The organism is Larkinella terrae, from assembly GCF_009668025.1.
GTDB lineage: Bacteria > Bacteroidota > Bacteroidia > Cytophagales > Spirosomataceae > Larkinella > Larkinella terrae.
In genome coordinates this window covers 93,882-112,527 of the sequence record NZ_WJXZ01000013.1, presented here as the reverse complement: position 1 = coordinate 112,527, position 18,646 = coordinate 93,882, and the positions used below count along the sequence as shown (strand labels likewise).

General features: G+C 50.1%; 14 protein-coding genes. 7 read left to right on the top strand and 7 right to left on the bottom strand.

Annotated elements, in window-relative coordinates; translation table 11 throughout:
• Window positions 1-50: 50 nt before the first annotated feature.
• The 3 genes from GJJ30_RS20945 to GJJ30_RS20935 form a co-directional block, all read right to left on the bottom strand.
• Window positions 51-1,943, bottom strand: coding sequence for a DEAD/DEAH box helicase (locus GJJ30_RS20945; RefSeq protein ID WP_154177147.1), 1,893 nt, complete (start codon window positions 1,941-1,943; stop codon window positions 51-53).
• Between the two features lie 394 nt (window positions 1,944-2,337).
• A complete protein-coding gene (locus GJJ30_RS20940; RefSeq protein WP_154177146.1) occupies window positions 2,338-3,681 on the bottom strand; it encodes an anthranilate synthase component I family protein in 1,344 nt (447 codons plus the stop codon).
• Entirely contained in the window at window positions 3,681-4,637 is a 957-nt protein-coding gene (locus GJJ30_RS20935; RefSeq protein WP_154177145.1) for an NYN domain-containing protein, read from the bottom strand. The genes GJJ30_RS20940 and GJJ30_RS20935 overlap by 1 nt, the downstream gene beginning before the upstream one ends.
• Window positions 4,638-4,879: 242 nt before the next feature.
• Between GJJ30_RS20935 and hisB the strand changes: the two genes are divergently transcribed.
• Together hisB and GJJ30_RS20925 are read left to right on the top strand one after the other, a co-directional pair.
• Window positions 4,880-6,004 (top strand): bifunctional histidinol-phosphatase/imidazoleglycerol-phosphate dehydratase HisB, encoded by a 1,125-nt coding sequence (hisB, locus tag GJJ30_RS20930; RefSeq protein WP_154177144.1) that lies wholly within the window; start codon window positions 4,880-4,882, stop codon window positions 6,002-6,004.
• 437 nt (window positions 6,005-6,441) lie between these two features.
• On the top strand, window positions 6,442-6,876 hold the full coding sequence (locus tag GJJ30_RS20925) for a hypothetical protein (protein WP_154177143.1): 435 nt from the start codon (window positions 6,442-6,444) through the stop codon (window positions 6,874-6,876).
• A gap of 78 nt (window positions 6,877-6,954) precedes the next feature.
• On the opposite strand, the gene radC is transcribed toward GJJ30_RS20925, so the two are convergent.
• The 3 genes from radC to GJJ30_RS20910 form a co-directional block, all read right to left on the bottom strand.
• Entirely contained in the window at window positions 6,955-7,647 is a 693-nt protein-coding gene (gene radC / locus GJJ30_RS20920; protein ID WP_154177142.1) for a RadC family protein, read from the bottom strand.
• Window positions 7,648-7,755: 108 nt separating this feature from the next.
• Window positions 7,756-8,019, bottom strand: a complete 264-nt coding sequence (rpsT, locus tag GJJ30_RS20915) for a 30S ribosomal protein S20 (protein ID WP_154177141.1) — start codon at window positions 8,017-8,019, stop codon at window positions 7,756-7,758.
• 104 nt (window positions 8,020-8,123) lie between these two features.
• Window positions 8,124-8,525 (bottom strand): Dabb family protein, encoded by a 402-nt coding sequence (locus GJJ30_RS20910; RefSeq protein ID WP_154177140.1) that lies wholly within the window; start codon window positions 8,523-8,525, stop codon window positions 8,124-8,126.
• Window positions 8,526-8,614: 89 nt separating this feature from the next.
• Between GJJ30_RS20910 and GJJ30_RS20905 the strand changes: the two genes are divergently transcribed.
• From GJJ30_RS20905 to GJJ30_RS20885, 5 genes are all read left to right on the top strand, one after another.
• On the top strand, window positions 8,615-9,619 hold the full coding sequence (locus GJJ30_RS20905) for a zinc dependent phospholipase C family protein (RefSeq protein WP_154177139.1): 1,005 nt from the start codon (window positions 8,615-8,617) through the stop codon (window positions 9,617-9,619).
• Window positions 9,620-9,686: 67 nt separating this feature from the next.
• A complete protein-coding gene (locus GJJ30_RS20900) occupies window positions 9,687-10,874 on the top strand; it encodes a class I SAM-dependent rRNA methyltransferase (RefSeq protein WP_154177138.1) in 1,188 nt (395 codons plus the stop codon).
• A gap of 30 nt (window positions 10,875-10,904) precedes the next feature.
• Entirely contained in the window at window positions 10,905-12,038 is a 1,134-nt protein-coding gene (locus tag GJJ30_RS20895) for an FG-GAP repeat domain-containing protein (RefSeq protein ID WP_154177137.1), read from the top strand.
• 421 nt (window positions 12,039-12,459) lie between these two features.
• The gene (locus tag GJJ30_RS20890; protein ID WP_154177136.1) at window positions 12,460-15,984 is read left to right on the top strand and encodes a PVC-type heme-binding CxxCH protein; all 3,525 of its coding nucleotides are present in this window, start codon (window positions 12,460-12,462) and stop codon (window positions 15,982-15,984) included.
• Window positions 15,985-16,281: 297 nt separating this feature from the next.
• On the top strand, window positions 16,282-17,502 hold the full coding sequence (locus GJJ30_RS20885; RefSeq protein WP_154177135.1) for an FG-GAP repeat domain-containing protein: 1,221 nt from the start codon (window positions 16,282-16,284) through the stop codon (window positions 17,500-17,502).
• Window positions 17,503-17,574: 72 nt separating this feature from the next.
• Here GJJ30_RS20885 and GJJ30_RS20880 read toward each other — a convergent pair whose 3' ends face one another.
• Window positions 17,575-18,621, bottom strand: coding sequence for a helix-turn-helix transcriptional regulator (locus GJJ30_RS20880; protein ID WP_154177134.1), 1,047 nt, complete (start codon window positions 18,619-18,621; stop codon window positions 17,575-17,577).
• Window positions 18,622-18,646: the final 25 nt, after the last annotated feature.

The following is an 18,646-nucleotide window of genomic DNA, read 5'->3' as shown; positions in this document are numbered from 1 at the left end:
ACGAAAAAAGCCACTCAGTTTCCTGAGTGGCTTTTTTCGTTTTAAAACAATTATCTCGCTACTTCAATCTGAACACGTTTGCCCTTGATGGTATTGCCTTCCATCACGTCGACAACCCGGTTGGCTAACTCGCGGGGAACATCAACGTAAGTGTGTTTGTCGAAGATGTCGATGTGACCGATGCTGTTGCCCGGAATGTTTGCTTCTCCGGCGATGGCGCCCACGATATCACCCGGACGGATGAAGTCCCGGCGACCGACGCTGACAAACAGGCGGGTCATGTTCGCTTCCTGTTCACGGGGAGCGCGATTGTCGTCGCGCTCAAACCGGCGGCCTTCGCCCCGGCTGTCGTCCCGGCTTCCGAAACGGGAAGTCCGGTCCCGATCGCCGAAGCGGCTTTCGCCCCGGGTTCCGCGCTCACCAAAACGGGAACCGCCATCCCGGCCACCGCGATCGCCGAAGCGACCACTGCTTTCGCGACCACCGCGATCCCGATCTCCGAAACGTCCGCTGCCTTCCCGGCGATCACCGAAGCGTGAGCTGCCATCCCGGCGTTCCCGACGGTCATCTTCGTGACCCAGATTCTGGTCAGAGAATTCGTTTTTCTCGATACCCATGCCACGTTTTACCAGAGCCGAAACAATTTGTTCGGTCGTAAAACCGGAGTGGTGTAGTGCGGTCAGCAGATCATCGTACAGATTCAGATCGGCGCTGGTTTCGATGGTTTGTTTAACCTGTTCGATAAACCGGGCCTTGCGCAGACCTACGATATCCTCGAAGGAAGGAATAACGCCTTTTTCGATCCGAACTTTGGTGTAATTCTGGATTTCGCGCAGGCGGTATTTTTCATCTTTTCCGACCAGCGAGAAGGCTTTACCGGATTTCCCGGCGCGGCCCGTCCGACCGATCCGGTGAACGTAATATTCTTCGTCGAGGGGAATATCAAAGTTGATAACCGCGTCGACATTATCAACGTCAATTCCACGGGCGGCTACGTCGGTGGCTACCAGGATGTTGGTGACACCCGAACGGAATTTCGACATGACGTTATTCCGCTGCGCCTGGCGAAGATCGCCGTGTAAGCCTTCGGCCTGATACCCACGGATTTGCAGATCTTCCACAATTTCGTCAACCCGTTTTTTCTGGTTACAGAAAACCAGCAGCAGGTTCAGGTTGTGCATGTCGATCAGACGGCACATGACTTCTACCTTGGCTTTCGGTTTCACTTCGAAGAAAACCTGCTCGATGTTCTGGGCGGTCAGTTCGTTTCGAACCACTTTCACCAGCACGGGGTCTTTCTGGAAACGCTGGGTGATCGTCATGATCGGTTTCGACATCGTGGCCGAAAACAGAATCGTCTGACGGTCTTCCGGCATGTCTTCCAGAATGCTTTCGATATCCTCACGGAAACCCATATCGAGCATTTCGTCGGCTTCGTCCAGAATCATCATTCTGACGTTATCCAGCTTCAGCGTCCGGCGCTCCATGTGGTCCATTACGCGGCCCGGCGTACCGATAACGATGTGCACACCGGCTTTCAGTGACTTAATCTGGCGTTCGATAGAATCACCACCGTAGATGGCTTCAATCCGAATGCCACGTTTAAATTTCGATAATTTCCGAACTTCCTCGGCCACCTGAACGGCCAGTTCGCGGGTCGGGCACAGCACCAACACCTGCGGATGACGTTCGGTAACATCAACCAGATTGACGGCCGGAATTCCAAAAGCAGCGGTTTTTCCGGTTCCGGTTTGGGCCTGACCAATAACGTCGCGGCCTTGAAAAATGGGAGGAATAGCTTCAGCCTGAATGGGCGAGGGATGCTCAAAGCCCATTTCAGTAACCGCCTGCAAAAGCTCATCCGGCAGGTTCAGATCGGCAAATGTCCGCTGGTGATTACCCGGGACAACAATAATTTCCTGTTCAGTGATTTCAGGAGTCATACTTGTAAGAGTTTTTAAAAATGAAACTTATACAAGCGTTAATCGGCAGAAGTGCTCGCTCTGCACGGCCATGCAGTGCCGATTGCGAAAAATCGGCGAACGATACGTTATAATTTTGAGATACAGTCGTGAAGGAATACCCGAAAATGCCCAGCTTAGCCCAAAGTGAATGATGTCACCAATGCAATTGCCCCAACAGATGCGCCCAACGAATGTTAAACCCCTAACCGGTTGACATCCGTGCAGCTCTGTGGAAATAGAGAAAATCTCATGAAGAGTATCTTTTACAGAGATCGGACGGATGTCCGCTTGAAAACTGTTGCAAAATTAAGAAGTTTTTTTGATAATTGCAAGCGAGCCCCGTTTTTAATTGTATTATTTTACGAAATCGCCCTCACAAAATCGACAGAATGGCGTTGGCTTTCAATAAACATTCTTCATACTCTTCCTCAGGATCAGCATCGTACGTAATCGCGCTGCCGACGGAAAAAGAAACCGAACGGTTTTCGTGATTGTAGAAAATACTCCGAATCATCACGTTGAAGTCGAAATCGCCCTCGGGCGTAAAAAAACCGGCGGCTCCCGAATACTGGCCCCGCCGACTGGCTTCGTACTGATCGATGAGTTCCATTGCCCGAGCTTTGGGCGCTCCCGTCATGCTTCCCATCGGAAAGGCGTTCCGAATGGCTTCGGTAAAGGGCAAACCGGTTTGCAGCGTCGCCGAAACCGTCGAAACCATCTGATGCAATTGCCGAAACGGGTAAATTCCGAATAGTTCTTCGACCTGAACCGTACCGGTTTCGGCACTGCGCGCCAGATCGTTACGCACCAGATCGACAATCATCAGGTTTTCGGCCTGCTCTTTTTCGCTGTTGCGGAGTTGCTGCTGGAGTCGCTGATCTTCTTCGGCGGTTTTTCCGCGACGAATCGTTCCCTTGATGGGTTGTGAAATGATCCGGTTTCCTTCCTTTTTTAAAAACCGCTCGGGTGACGCACCGATTACGTAGTGATTACCAATACGTTGAAAATGAGAAAACGGCATGGGTGAGCGTTCCGTCAGTGCGTAATAAACCGCCAGAGGATCGATAACGGTATTTTCGAGAAAGAACTCCATGCAGTAATTAAGCTCATAAACCGTCCCATCCACAATATCCTGCTTGATCCGGCGAACGGTCTGGCGGTACTCGTCTGGTGTTACCCGATTCTTGAACGCGTGCTTCTTTTTCCGATCGCTCGAATTCGTGCGGGAAAGAAGTTCAACGGACTGAATCGCATTAAGAACCGCGTCCGGGTCGTCCCACGAATGGACAGTGATGGTGGCAGCTTCAAAATCAATAACGTGAAGCGGTTGGAAGAAGTAAATCTCCGGCGCTCCTGAAACGTCCGGGTGGCGACTCACCAAATGCTCGATGCGGTTTTTGAGGTCATACCCCAAATAGCCCACCAGAAAATCCGGGTGTTGCTGTTGATGCTGAAAGAGTGTTACAAACGGATCGTCCTGTGCCGAAAAGTCGAGGACTTTATGGACCCCGACCGCCAGGCGATTTGGAAAACCGCCGTAGGGAAGAGCGAAATCAGGGAGTTGGGAACGATTGCTGTTGAAAAAAGCGACGTGATCAAATTGGCTCAATGCCCAGGTAATCGCCTTTTTTTGCCAGAGATCAACGGGCTGGAGGAAGCCCGTTGACTCAATTTGGATAGTTTGCGTCTGACGAATGGTACAGGCAGTGAGGCCCATTAGTTATTCTCCAGGTGAACGTCAATGGCAATGTCCTTGCTTTCGGCGTTTTTACCGATGCGAAATTTTACCTCGTCATCCACCTGCAACTCATTAAAATCGATATCATTCAAACTCGTATAATGAAAAAACAGGTTGTTGGGAGGGTAGTTAATAAAACCGTACCCATTTTTCAAGCTACGAATGGTACTGATTTTATATTCCGAGGGATCGGAGTTTTCGTCCAGGTTTTCGGAGTAATTGTCGAAACCATTTCCCGCTATGGATAACCCATTGCCAATCAGCACCCGTGCCGATTGTTTGACAAACAGATTCTGGATCAGCGGATCGTTTTTGCGCAGCCGGGTGTCGATCATTTCGTGCATGGCAACCGGATAAGAGACTTCGGCAAGCAGGTCCTGCGAGGTGCGGGTAACCATTTTTTCGCCCTCGTCGTTGTAATACTCAAAATCCCAGCTCAGAACCATCAATCGCGTGCCGAGGGTATTCAGTTTACGGATTAAGGGCACATAGTCGCCATCGGCCGTGATGAGTACGACAACGTCAAACTGTTTGGACAGGGTCAACTCGAACGTTTCCAAAGCCAGCCAGACGTCAATGCCTTTTTCCTGACGCGATCCCTGGAATGTTTTTACCGGTAAATAATGGGTAACTACGCCTTCCGACATTAAAATATCATCGAACAGACGGTCGTAAAACAACTGATTTCCCCGCTGACTGGCTTCGTGTGCATTCAGGCGGCCCCGAAAATAATGGGCATCAACGATCTGACACAGGCGAAAATCGGTGTTTTCTTCCTGCGCAACCTGCGCCCGAATGAATTCATGTAAACCCGAAATGCTGATGCGGCTTCGTCTTTCGTGAGAATAGTTGTAATAATTACTTACGTGAAGAAAATAGTTACCATCATATATGACTGCAATACGAGTTAATTTGGTGTTTTTTTGGGCTTGCATTTTATTAAATAAAAGGAAAAATAGAAACTTGTATTATAAGATGTAAATGTGCGGTTTTCTGAAAGAGCGGCTTAATCTATGTCTACTTACCTGTACGTGTGTTAGTTACGTATCTTTTTAAATTCTATTTACTTTGCCAGAGATAGGAAGGAGTGGAATTTTAATACAATAGTAGTAAAAAAATATAGAAATGCCGCTCAGTTTGGCGGATTCGCTACCTTTGCGATCCATAAATAACCACTATGAAGAAAGTTTTGTTCATCGATCGGGATGGTACGATCATATTTGAGCCTCAGCCCGACCAACAGGTCGATTCTCTCGAAAAGCTGGAATACATTCCGAAAGTCCTTTCCAACCTGCGGAAGATTGCCGAAGAAACCGATTTTGAATTGGTGATGGTAACCAATCAGGACGGTTTGGGTACGGCGGCTTTTCCGGAAGAAACGTTCTGGCCTGCCCATGACAAAATGATGAAAACGCTGGAAGGTGAAAATATTCATTTTCAGGCGGTTCATATCGACCGGACCTACCCGCACGATGGGGCCGCCACCCGAAAACCGGGGATTGGTATGTTGACGGAATACCTGACGGATGCCTACGACCTGCCGGGGAGCTACGTTATCGGCGACCGGCTGACCGACATTCAGATGGCGGTGAATCTGGGTTCAAAAGCCATTCTGATCGCTCCCAATGACCCGACGGAAGGCATGACCGACGCTATGCATCAGGCTCTGGTATTGACGACCGACAATTGGGATAAAATATACGAATTGCTGAAATTACCGGCCCGCACGGCGGTAGTCGACCGCAATACGAACGAGACGCAGATTCACATCGAGTTGAATCTGGATGGACGTGGCCGGGCTTACATCGAAACCGGTATCGGTTTTTTCGATCACATGCTCGATCAGGTTGCCCGGCATTCCGGCTCCGATCTGACCATCCGGGTGAAGGGCGATCTGCATATTGACGAACACCATACGATTGAGGATACGGCCCTGGCGCTTGGTGAGGCTTATCGCAGGGCGCTGGGCGACAAGCGGGGCATCAGCCGGTACGGTTTTTTGCTGCCGATGGACGAAGCACTGGCGCAGGTCGGTATTGATTTTTCGGGGCGCCCGTGGCTGGTTTGGGACGCGGAGTTCCGACGGGAGAAAATCGGCGAAATGCCAACGGAGATGTTTTCTCACTTCTTCAAATCCTTCTCGGATGCCGCGCTTTGTAACCTGAATATCAAGGTGGAAGGTGAGAACGAGCACCATAAAATTGAGGCCATTTTCAAAGCCTTCGCCAAGTCGATCAAGATGGCCGTGAAGCGCGATTTGAAGGAACTGGATACCTTACCCAGTACGAAAGGCGTCCTGTAAGCAAACCGGGTGTAAGTTGTTATTGCAGATAAATCCGGCAATTTATGCGCTGCCAACTCAGTTTTTTATATTTTTGCGTCAACAACCAATAAACGGGCTTTACTATGTTCTCGACGATCGCTACAATCATTTTCTACATTGTTCTGTTGACTGCGGCCTTCATTGCGGGTCGTTGGCTGGAAAACAACGAGCGGAAGTACTAATTAGAAGTTGATTTCCAGTTGCTTGGTAGCATTTGTCGCCAGCTGCATACTGGACTGTATATTATTTGAATGCAAAAGAGCCGGTTTTGGCTCTTTTTGCGTTTATGGACCTAACTAGAACCGTTTACCCGAACGCTGCTGAAAAGGCCGGAATTGTCGAAAAAATAAAAAAGAGTTCCAACCGTCATTCAGGGAAGTGGGTCATTCCAGGTAACAACAAATGACACAACGTAAATGACACCATTTAAAAGTTTGTACGGATTGCTGCTGGTTGGTTTGCTGGCAGTAGGCTGCGAGAAAGATAAGAGTGTAACGCCAGCCGAAGAAAGTAAACCGGTTACTGTTAAAATTAATCAGTCGGCGCGGGTAAATCAGAATGTTACCCTGAACGTCGAAAGCATTAACGACAGCCGTTGCCCGGCCAATGCGCTCTGCGTTTGGTTGGGTAATGCGACAGTGAAATTTTCCCTGAAAAACGATTCAGAAGTCCAGACCGGTGAACTATGTCTCGGGCAGTGCGGTCAGCAATTGAAAAACCGGGATGCCGTGACGGTTCAGTTGGGGGGCGTTAATTACGAAGTCGCTTTGTCGGAAGTGAAGCCTTTCCCGGGAACCCAGCCCGACGGAACTCCGAAGGAAGCCGTTGTTACGGTGAACCGGAAAAATTAAGTTATTCGAATGAGGTAGCGAGTCGACCCGGACGGTTTTCTATATCGTTCGGGTCTTTTTTTGCGTTGCCAAAATTGACTACAAAATTCCCAGATCGGCGAAACTTGTGTAGGACTGATCCGTAAAAATCAGGTGATCGAGCACCGGAATATCCAGCAATCGCCCGGCATCCTTCAGTTTGCGGGTTAGATCTTTATCCGCCTGAGAAGCTGCCAGATTGCCGGACGGATGGTTATGGACCAGAATGATGGCACTCGCCAGTTGCTCCAGCGCGTGCCTGAAAACCAGTTTTGGATCGGCCACCGTACCCGAAACCCCTCCCGAACTGATCTGAACCGGCCGGATCACTTCGTTGGCACGGTTGAGCAATAAAATCCAGAACTCCTCGTGCTGTTTGTCCAGCAAATGCGGTTTTATTTCTTCATACGCATCCCTCGAACTCGTAATCCGCAGCCGCAGGGGGCGGTTTTCCTCTTTCCGTCGTCGGCCCAGTTCGAGGGCGGCTACAATGCTGATGGCTTTGGCTTCCCCGATTCCTTTGAACTTCGATAAATCTTTGACGCTCAATTTGGCCAGATCGTTGAGGTTGTTACCGACGCTCTGCAAAATGATTTTCGATAAATCAACGGCGGTCAATTCCCGGGTACCGGAGCCAATGAGAATGGCGATCAGTTCGGCATCGGACAGGGCCGCCCGGCCTTTGAGCATGAGTTTTTCACGCGGGCGGTCTTCTTCTGCCCAACTCAGAATTTTGCGGGAGCTTTCGTACATCGTGGTGGTGGGTGTGGTAAAGTCAATAAAAAAACCTTACCTGTATTGTTCAGGTAAGGTTTTTTACTAATGATTTGTAGCAACGGACAAGCGTCCGCAGGTACAGGATTAAGCGGCTACAGTCAGTCCATTGACGAGTTTCGCCAGTTTCGACTTATTGTTAGACGCTTTGTTTTTGTGAATAATATTACGCTTTGCCAGTTTATCCAGCAGCGACGATACCGTTTGATACAGTTCAGTTGCAGCCACCTTGTCGGTTGTCAGCCGCAAACGCTTGATCATTGAACGGGTCGTTTTGTGTTGGAAACGGTTCAACAAACGTTTCTTTTCGTTTGCCCGGACCCGCTTCAATGCCGACTTATGATTTGCCATTGCTTATTAGTACAGAATACAGTTTCTCTGAAATATCCGCAAAAGTAGGAATTAGGGAGAAACAATGCAAATTATTCTTGATTCGACGCGCTGGTTCAGGCGGATTATTGCCGGATATCCGAGTTGATGATAAACACCTTCTCCCAGCTTCCACGATTATTTTTTAGAAACTGTTGTTGCTTTTCGTTCTTGTTGAACGTCTCAATGTCAGCTTCACTCTGGAAAGTAAGGTAGTGCATGACGTCATACTCGGAGGAAACTCCTCCATCACCGCTTAAAGTCTTGCCGGACGTGTAAGAAATGATCTGTGGAATTTCATGCTTTAAAGCGGCAAACTCACGCATATGTTGCTCAATAGCTTCATTTTTAGTGCCTTCTTTAAATTTAAAGCACACAATTCGTTGTTTTTGAGCTTTTCTGGCAGGTGAGTAAGCACCATAGATTACGAGACCAAAAATACCAAAGAATAAAAGAATCAGGCTGTAGCCAAGTGATTTGCGTTTCATGATTTTGTCAAATTGCTGTTATTCGAAATATTATTCTGAACAACACAGTGTATTATAAATAAAGTTTAATCTTTCCTTGATAAAGTACCATGTTTGAACAAAGGTATCTTATAAATATTTTGAATCAAGTTTTTGTTTCATTTTTTTTTGCAACGGTACTAAATGCTTTTCCAGTTCGTAGTCCTCACTGGGGCTTTTTTGCCCACAAACGGATTAACCGACTGGCGGTGTTTACCTTACCACCGGAGATGCTGGGCTTTTACAAAAAACACATTGACTATCTGACTGAAAACGCCGTGAATCCGGATCGAAGGCGGTATGCAGTGGTTGGGGAAGCGCCCCGGCACTTTATTGATCTGGATGCTTACCCGGATACCTTAAAAAACACCTTGCCGCGTTCGTGGAAGCAGGCAACCGAACAATACGGAGCTGATACCCTGGCTTTGCACGGAATTGTTCCGTGGCACATTCAGTTGGCCAAATTTCAATTGACCGAAGCCTTCAAAGCCCGCGATGCCCGACGCATCCTGAAAATTTCGGCGGATTTGGGCCATTACATTGCCGATGCGAACGTGCCGTTGGATACCACCCGCAATTACAACGGGCAACTGACGGGTCAACAGGGTATTCACGGATTCTGGGAATCGCGGTTGCCGGAGTTATTCAGCCAGGAATATGATTTCTTTATCGGTCCGGCGGCTTACCTCAATTCGCCCCAGAAAACCGCCTGGCGGGCGGTTTTCGATGCCCATGCCGCGCTGGATTCGGTGTTGCACCTGGAGCAGGAATTGACCGGACAGGTGGGCGAAACCCGGAAATACGGTTTTGAGGAGCGCAATGGTGTGACGACAAAGGTGTATTCCGACGAGTTTTCCCGGAAATACCACGATCGGCTGCGTGGTCAGGTCGAGCGGCAAATGCGGGCGTCGGTGAAGATGGTGGGTGATTTCTGGTACACCAGTTGGGTGGATGCGGGGCAACCGGATTTGAATAAGCTGGCAGATTTCAACGATTCCGACGACGATCAGAAGCAGGAAACCGAGGAAAAAAAGAGCTGGCTAAAGCGCTTATTTAACGTGCGAAGCGAAGACTGAGTAGGCTTCCAAATTGCATTTGGGACGATGATTTTCGTAGTTTCGCCCGAATAACGAGCGAATGTATATGAGTTTAGCCAAATTAGTTTTGCGTTCCGGGCGCGAGGAAGCCATTCGACGGTTTCATCCCTGGGTGTTTTCCGGAGCCGTGGCCCAGACCGAAGGTCAGCCGGTCGATGGTGATGTGGTGGAAGTTGTTGATAAAAAGGGGAAGTACCTGGCTACCGGCCATTTTCACAACGGCAGCATTCTGGTCCGGATTTTCTCGTTCACGCCGGTTGTTCCCGATGTGGCATATTGGACAACAAAATTAACCGCCATCCGAAACTTCCGAACCGCTATTTTACCGCCCGATACGAATTGTTACCGGCTGGTTCATGGCGAAGGCGACGGTTGTACGGGGCTGATTATCGATATGTACAACGGCGTGGCGGTTCTTCAGGCGCATTCCATTGGCATGCACCGCGAACGCAACCTGATCACGGAGGCCCTGAAGAATGTCTTTGGGGATCAACTGATTGCGGTTTATGACAAAAGCGCCGAAACACTCCCCGACGAATACGGAGCCACTGTCCAGAATGCGTATCGTTACGGAAGAGCCGACGTGCCGCATGAAGTCACCGAAAACGGTCACCGGTTTTTGGTTGACTGGATCAGCGGGCAAAAAACCGGTTTTTTTCTCGATCAACGCGACAATCGGAACCTGCTGGCGCAGTATTCGGCCGGGAAAAAAGTCCTGAATGCGTTCTGTTATTCGGGCGGTTTTTCGGTGTATGCACTAAATGCTGGTGCGACGCTGGTTCACTCCGTGGATGCTTCCCAGAAAGCCATTGACCTGACCAATCGCAATGTAGCTCTCAATTTTGGCGAAACCGCGCTCGCAAACCGCCACGAAGCGTTTGCTGACGACGTGATGAAATACCTCCATGCGCACGACGAGTATTATGACGTCGTGGTGTTGGACCCCCCGGCTTATGCCAAGAGCCTTTCGGCGAGGCACCGGGCGGTTCAGGGATACAAACGGCTGAATGCCGAGGGATTGCGTCGAGTGGCCAAAGGGGGCATTCTTTTCACCTTTTCATGTTCGCAGGTGATTGATCGCGAGTTGTTTTACAATACCGTGGTCGCAGCCGCCATCGAAGCCGGGCGGCAGGTCAGGGTTATGCACCATTTGAGCCAGCCCGCCGATCACCCGGTCAATTTATTTCATCCGGAAGGCGGTTATTTAAAGGGCCTGGTACTTTGGGTAGAGTAATTAAGCGGGATTATTTATAAACTTGCGGATATGAAAATAAGTATGTTCGCCATCGGTTTGGCCGGTTTTGTGTCGCTGGCAACCGACTCCAAAGACATTCAGTTTAGCCGGTATTTTGTGGCAGCCGAAAGCTACGAATCGGTGGGCGTCATGGACGTCAACAAGGACGGTCGGCCGGATCTGGTTTCCGGGGATTTCTGGTACGAAAATTCGGCCGATCCGAAGGCATTATTCCGCAAGCGGTATTTGATTGGTAACCAGAAACGTTACGACCAGTATTACGACGATTTCTCGTCTATCCCGCTGGATGTCAATGCCGACGGAAATATCGACGTGGTAACGGGCGGCTGGTTTGGCGAAGACCTGAAGTGGCTCGAAAACCCGGGTGTCGGCAAAAAAGACATGTGGCCGGTTCACCAGATCGGGAAAGTGGGTAATGTGGAAACGACCCGCGCCTGGGATGTGGACGGTGACGGTACGGTCGAAATTGTACCGAATAATCCAAGACATCCGCTCAAATACTTCAAGCTCGAAAAAGGCGGAACGTTCAGGCAGGTCGATGTTGCTCCGACGCAGGACCACGGCCTGGGCCTGGGCGACGTAAATGGGGACGGACGCAGTGATTTTATCGTCAGTAAAGGCTGGCTCGAAGCGCCGGTCGACCGTGAAAAAGGCCCGTGGACGCTTCACCCGGAATTTGAGCTGGGAACAGCCAGCGTTCCGATTCTGGTGGTCGATGTAAACGGCGACAAGCGCAACGACCTGATCGTTGGTCAGGGGCACGGCTACGGTTTGCACTGGTACGAACAGACGATGGAAAGCGGAAAACGGGGCTGGAAAAAGCACAGCATCGATGAAAAAGCCTCGCAATACCACGTGCTGGAATGGGCCGACCTCGACGGCGACAAAAAGCCCGAACTCATCACCGGCAAACGTTACCGGGCGCATAACGATGGCGACGCCGGAGCGTATGACGATGTGGGACTTTATTACTTCACCTGGAATGGGAAAGAATTTGTGAAACACACCATTGCATACGGGCAACCGGGTAAAGGCAAAGGCACCGGAATCTATTTTGCTCTCGCCGATCTGCGCGGAACCGGCCGGCCGGATATTATCGTGGCCGGGAAAGATGGGCTGGAAATATTCTTCAACGAGAAGTAAAACTGGCGCTTCGTAATCACCGAAAAACCGGTTTTACGAAACAGAACTAACATTCGAATGCCAAATGGATGGATGACCCGAAGGGAATGCCATTCGTTTGGCATTCCGTATTTTATGTCGTTTCTCCGATTTGCAAATTCTATAAGTTGACGAATAGTAGATTTCAGTACGAAACTGTTTATAATAAGTAATGGAAAACCGGGTCGGTTTTCCTTGTGTTTTAGTATCTATAATGAATTGAAGGAATAAACGCGCTTGCCGGATAGCACGGAATTGAGGGAAATTTGATTGAATAATTACATTAAAATATTGAATAATAGTACTAGCAAATAACCGGTAAATCGGACTATTTTCGTGGAAATAGTTATTGGTGATTGAAGTCTTTCTTCCATTCATACCCATTATAAATCAAAAGTCTACGATGAATCAATTGCTGAACAACAAGCTGATTGTCTGCTGTACCGGATTGTTGTTGCTCTACGCACAAGGCTGTAATCGGCCCCGAAAAGAAAGCGAGCAGGCGAAGGAGAAAGCCAAGTTTGCCAACAACGTCCGGACGACAGAATTCCGAACGCCCGAAGAGGAGCGGCTGGGCTTTACGCTGCCCGAAGGTTTCGAAGTGACCTTATTTGCTTCCGAACCGGACATCACGAAACCCATGAACATGGAATTCGACGATCGGGGGCGGTTGTGGGTGACGCAGTCATCGGAATATCCGCTGCCCGCTGCGCCGGGAGATGGCAAAGACCGGATTACGATTCTGGAAGATACCAACGGCGATGGCAAAGCCGACCGGATTACGCCTTTTAACAATAAGCTCAACATTCCCATCGGTATATTGCCCGTTACCGACGGTGCCATTGCCTTTAGCATCCCGAACCTGACGCATTTTAAGGACACCAACGGCGACGATAAATCCGATCAGCAAAAGACAGTTTTAGGTGAATTTGGTCACAAGGATACGCACGGCATGGTCAACAACCTGATTCGCGGATTCGACGGATGGGTGTACGCCTGCCACGGTTTCACAAACACTTCCAGTGTGGCTGGAACGGACGGCGATTCGATCACGATGGTTTCCGGCAACACGTTCCGGTTCCGACCCGATGGGAGCCGGGTGGAGCAAACCACGTTCGGGCGCGTCAATCCGTTTGGATACGCCTACGATGAATCGGGTTATTTGTACTCGGTCGATTGTCACTCAAAACCGATTTACCAGCTCATCTTTGGTGCCGAATACCCGCATTTCGGTAAAAAGGCTCCCGCCATCGGTTTTGCGCCGGAAATGATGAGCTACGATCTGGGTTCGACGGCCATTGCGGGGCTGGTATATTACACGGGTTTGCAATTCCCGGAAGAATACCGCCACAGTTTTTTCAACGGCGATGTCGTAACCTGCCAGATCAACCGGAACACGGTTTCGTTCAAAGGCTCGACGCCGGTTTCCAAACGCGAAGCCGATTTTCTGCGGAGCGACGATCCTTGGTTCCGCCCGGTCGACATCAAAGTGGGGCCGGACGGCGCGCTCTATATCGCCGATTTTTACAACCGGATTATCGGTCATTACGAGGTGTCGCTCAGCCACCCTGGCCGGGACCGCATCAGTGGCCGCATCTGGAAAATTACGTATACCGGCAAAAAACCGCACGAAAATTTGCCCGTCAAAGACTGGTCGAAGGCCAGCCTGCCGGAACTGGTTGCCGGATTGAATCACCCGCAATTGAACGTTCGGATGAAAATTGCCGACCGGCTGGTGGATGTCTGGCAAATGAAAGCCGTTGAGCCGGTGCGGCAGATGATGCAAACTGCTGCGGTTGATCCGAAAACCTACGTGCAGGGCCTGTGGATTCTGAACCGCCTGAACGCCTTACCGGACGATGCGTTAAAAACCGCATTGACCAGCGCCGACCCGCTGATCCAGATTCACGCACTGCGGGTTTCGATGGAGCGAAAGGATCTGAATACTCAGAATCGCAAATTGGTAACCCAGGCGCTGGCGAGTTCAAATCCGGATATTCAGCGGACAGCCGCGGCCGTTCTGGGCAAGTATCCAGAAATCGCCGATCTGCCCTTGTTGTGTGATCTGTACGAGAAAACCAGCTCGGACGATTCGCATTTGCGGTATACCACTACCATCGCTATTCGCAATTCCCTGCGAAATAAATCCGTTTTATCCGAAGTAGCCGGTCGGAACTGGACAGACTCGCAACGGGCGCTGCTGGCCAAGGCAATGACGGATGTGCCCACTCCGGCAGGCGCTGCTTTCGTATTGAATGAACTTCGAAACGATCGGTTGCCCGCTGCACAACTGACTGACTACGTCGCTTATATTAGCCGGTATTTGCCTGCTTCCCGCATGGAGGAAATGATTTCGGTGCTTCAGAAAAAGTTTGCCAACGATTTTGATCGCCAGTTTATCCTGCATCGAACCGCCCTGGGAGGCATTGCCCAAAGTGGTGCAGTTGCGAGTCCGCAAATGAAAGAATGGGGGATTGAACTCGCCAAACGAACCCTTTCCGGTATTTCGGAAGCGACCGATACCTGGAAAATCCGCTCATTGGATAAGTCGGGAGAAACGGGGCAATGGGTTGTGGTGAACGATCTGGCTACCGATGGCATTCCGGCCGTCACGATGCTGGTGGGTCAGCGGGCGCCCATTTCGAAACTCTATTCCAAACCGTTCGATCTGCCGCCGTCCCTGCAGCTAAATGTGTACGACATTGATATTCTGAGTAGTGATTCGAAAATCGGTACGTCGAAAAATGCCATTCGGGTTCGGCTGGCGGGTTCAGATAAAATTGTCGCGGAATACCGGGCATACCAGAAAAAAGCCGCCGTGAAAAATGACCAGATCAAACGGGCAAACCTGGATTTAAGTGCCTACAAAGGGCAGCGGGGTTACCTCGAAGTGGTCGATAGTTCTCGAACCAGCACGATCGGTTTTGGAAAATTGGAGCCGGCGGTTTTTGAGGTGACCAGAAGTCCAACGGATCTGGCCGACCAGCGCGCTCAGGCCGCCGAAATGGCCGGAAAATACAAAATCACGACGCTGGAACCGGCTTTGCAGAAGCTGGTGCAATCCCGATGGATCGATGATCGCGTCCGGATGGCGTCGGCGGAAGCGTTGGTGAACATGGACCCGAAAGAAAATTCGGCTTTGCTGGCTACGGTTTTTGCGGACCGTTCGGAATCGCTGGGCTTACGGCAGAAACTGGCTACTTCGTTGGGACAGATTTCTTCCGCGACCGTTTACGAGTCGCTTGAAAAAGGCTTGTCGGGGAGCGCACGACCGCTGCAAGTCGTCATCGCATCCGTTTTGGCCAATTCGCCGGAAGGAATCAATTACTTGATTGCGGCTTTGAAAAATGAACAGCTTGGCGTGGATGTGTTATCCGAAGTATCTGTCAGTGAGCGGATTACGGCCAAAGCGCGCCCCGATCAGCAAAAACTATTGACGGAAATTCAGGCGAGCGGAGCCAGTGAGCGGGAGGAACGGGAGAAACTGATCAAAGCTCGTCTGGCCGGTTTGACTGATATGGTGAATGCACCGACCGGCGGCCGGGACGTGTTCCTGTTGAATTGCAGCATGTGCCACCAGATCAAGGGAACGGGCGGTTTGGTCGGTCCTCAACTCGACGGCATTGGGAATTGGGGCCAAAAAGCGCTGACCGAAAAAATTCTGGACCCGAACCGGAGTATTTCCGAAGCGTTCCGGACCTATAATATCGTGCTTAAAAATGGGCAAACCCAAACCGGTTTATACCGCCGGACCGAGGGTGAGGTCATGGTGTTCGCCAGCCCCGACGGGAAAGAGTTTTCGGTAGCCAAAGCGGATATGAAAGAATACAAAGCCTCGAAGTTTACGCTGATGCCCGACCAGTTCAGACACACGATTCCCGAAAAAGATTTCTATGCTCTGGTGACCTATTTGCTGAGTGTTAAGTAGCTTTTTCCAACTTTGCCCTTTCAAAACCGTAGGGATAGTGAATGGATTTATAGTTTAAAGTTTAAAGGCAGTCCAAAATTCAGATTTTCCCTTTCCACTTTGCCCCCAACCCCCTAAAGGGGGCTTTGAAATGTTGATTAAAGCCCCTTTAGGGGGTTGGGGGCAGACCAAAGAAAGAGAAAATAAATTTTAGACTGTCTCTTATAGCTCAGCGTTAATGGTTGAAGTTTCTGTAGGTAATCCTTAAACCATAAACTGATAAACCACACACGGTATTACCATTTCAACATGATCAGGATGACACGTAGCGCAAAAAAAACGCATTCATTGAATAAACTGGGTCTGATTCTCGGCAGCAGTCTGGCGCTGGGCGTGCTGGTGAGCAACAGCCCAGATAAGGGAAACAAAGCGGCTGAACTCAAATTCAAAAAGTCGGCGCTGACGCAGGATTTTATTGCCGAAGGCGCCACCGTCGGGGATGTGAATAAAGACGGAAAGAAGGACGTGATGGCCGGAGCCTACTGGTTCGAAGCACCCTCATGGACACCCCACGAACTGGCCAAACCCGAAAAGTTTTCGTACATGACGGGCTACAGCAATTCCTTCCTGAATTTTGCGATGGATGTCAACAAGGACGGTTGGATTGACATGATCCGGATCGACTTCCCCGGAAAATCGGCGGTCTGGCACGAAAACCCGAAGAATCAACCCGGCATCTGGCCGGTCCACCCCATTCATTCGTCAGTGGGCAATGAATCTCCGCTGTTTATCGATATGGACGGTGACGGCCGGAAAGACCTGCTTTGCAACGATCCGACAGCGAAGGAAATCATCTGGCTGCGGTCGCCGGATAATAATTTTAGCGATGAGTGGGAAAAATTTGTGATCAGCAAGGGCGAAGGAACGATGGGGACGCACCAATTTACCCACGGTTTAGGTCTGGGCGACATCAACGGAGACCGAAAAATGGACGTTGTCATCCACACCGGCTGGTGGGAAGGACAAACCGATGCGAAACGTAGCAACTGGACGTTTCACCCCGCAAAACTGGGCGAGGAGTGCGCCCAAATGTATATTTATGATGTCAATGGGGATGGTTTGAACGACGTAATCAGTTCATCGGCGCACAAGTACGGAATCTGGTGGCATGAACAGGGGAAAGACGCCCAGGGCAACCCGACCTGGACAACGCACGAGATTGACAAGTCAATTTCTCAAACCCACGGACTGGCTTTTGTCGATATGAATGGCGACAAAAAGCCCGATCTGGTAACCGGTAAGCGGTATTTTGCGCACAACAACACGAATAACGATCCGGGTCGCGACGAACCTTCGGTTTTGTACTGGTATGAATTCAAGCCCGGTAAAAATCCAAGCTGGACTCCCCACGAAATCGACAACAATTCCGGGGTGGGCCTGCACGTAACCGTCGAAGATATCAACGGCGATAAACTGCCGGATGTGACGATCGGGAACAAAAAGGGCGTGTACGTTTTTGAACAGCAGAAGTCGAAATAAGGAGTAATTTACTGGCCAGAGGATTCTGAATTGGGGTGATCGTCTTTGTTGACCAACCGTCGGCAAAAGTGGTCACCCTATTTTTTGAACCGGTTTTTCCGGCGTATCGTACGCACTCAAACCGGCCTGTAAACGCTGCCGGATCGCCAGCCGCAGTCGTTCGGGGGCGAGAACAATCATTCCGTCGCCGAACCCCAGAATCTCTTTTTCCAGCTCAAAATTGTGCTGCACCAGAAGCTCAATCACAATACCTTCCGGCGTTCGCTCCAAAGTCCGCTGGGAATGATGAAGCGGTTTGGTTTCTACATAGGGGGAGTGCAGGCGGGTCACGAAGAGTTTTATCCGAATCGGCCGCAGGTTTTCACTCACCGATACGCCGATGACATCTCGGTAATACCGGTCTGCATCCGTCGTTTGATTGGGCTTGTAGTCCGTTTCCGGTGCCGGTTGAACGGTGAGCATTCGGTCCAATGCCAGGTGCATAATGACCTGTTTTTCATCCTCATCGCGAATGCCGGCCGCAAACCAGCGGTTTTTAAATTCCTTCAGCCACCAAACGTGGAAGGTAATAAACTGCGGCTGGCGCGCCGAAAAGGATTGATATTGAATCTGCAAAGCCTTTTTCTGCACGACGGCCTGATAGAGTTCTTCCAGAAAGTGCAGTCCTTTTAAACCTTCATTTTTCTCAAAATCAATAACCGGAGCCGATTTCCGAACGGTCGAATACACATGATCTTCGAGTTTCTGAACCACTTCGTTGAGCGATGTAAAATGCGAAAAGCCCCTGAACTGCTTTAACATTTCAACAGCTTCGTTCATCCGTACCAGATCGCCGTCGGACAGCGGGATGTTGGTTATGCTATAAGTCGGGTCATCGTAGGTGTAGTATTTTTTATCGACCACGATGATTGGCGCAAAATAGCCGAGTTTATCGCTACGCATCATTTGCAGGTCGGCCTGAATGGTGCGTCGGCTGATTCCTTTGTCAATTCCTTCGTATTCGTATAGCGCTTCAGACACGGTTTCGATCAGGTCGTCGAGCGTCCACAAACGCTGCCGGTTGCGCAGACAGGCATCCAGCGTTTTGTAACGAACGAGGGCATTTCGGTTGACGGGCATCCGGTTTGGGAAGATTTTTTGAAAA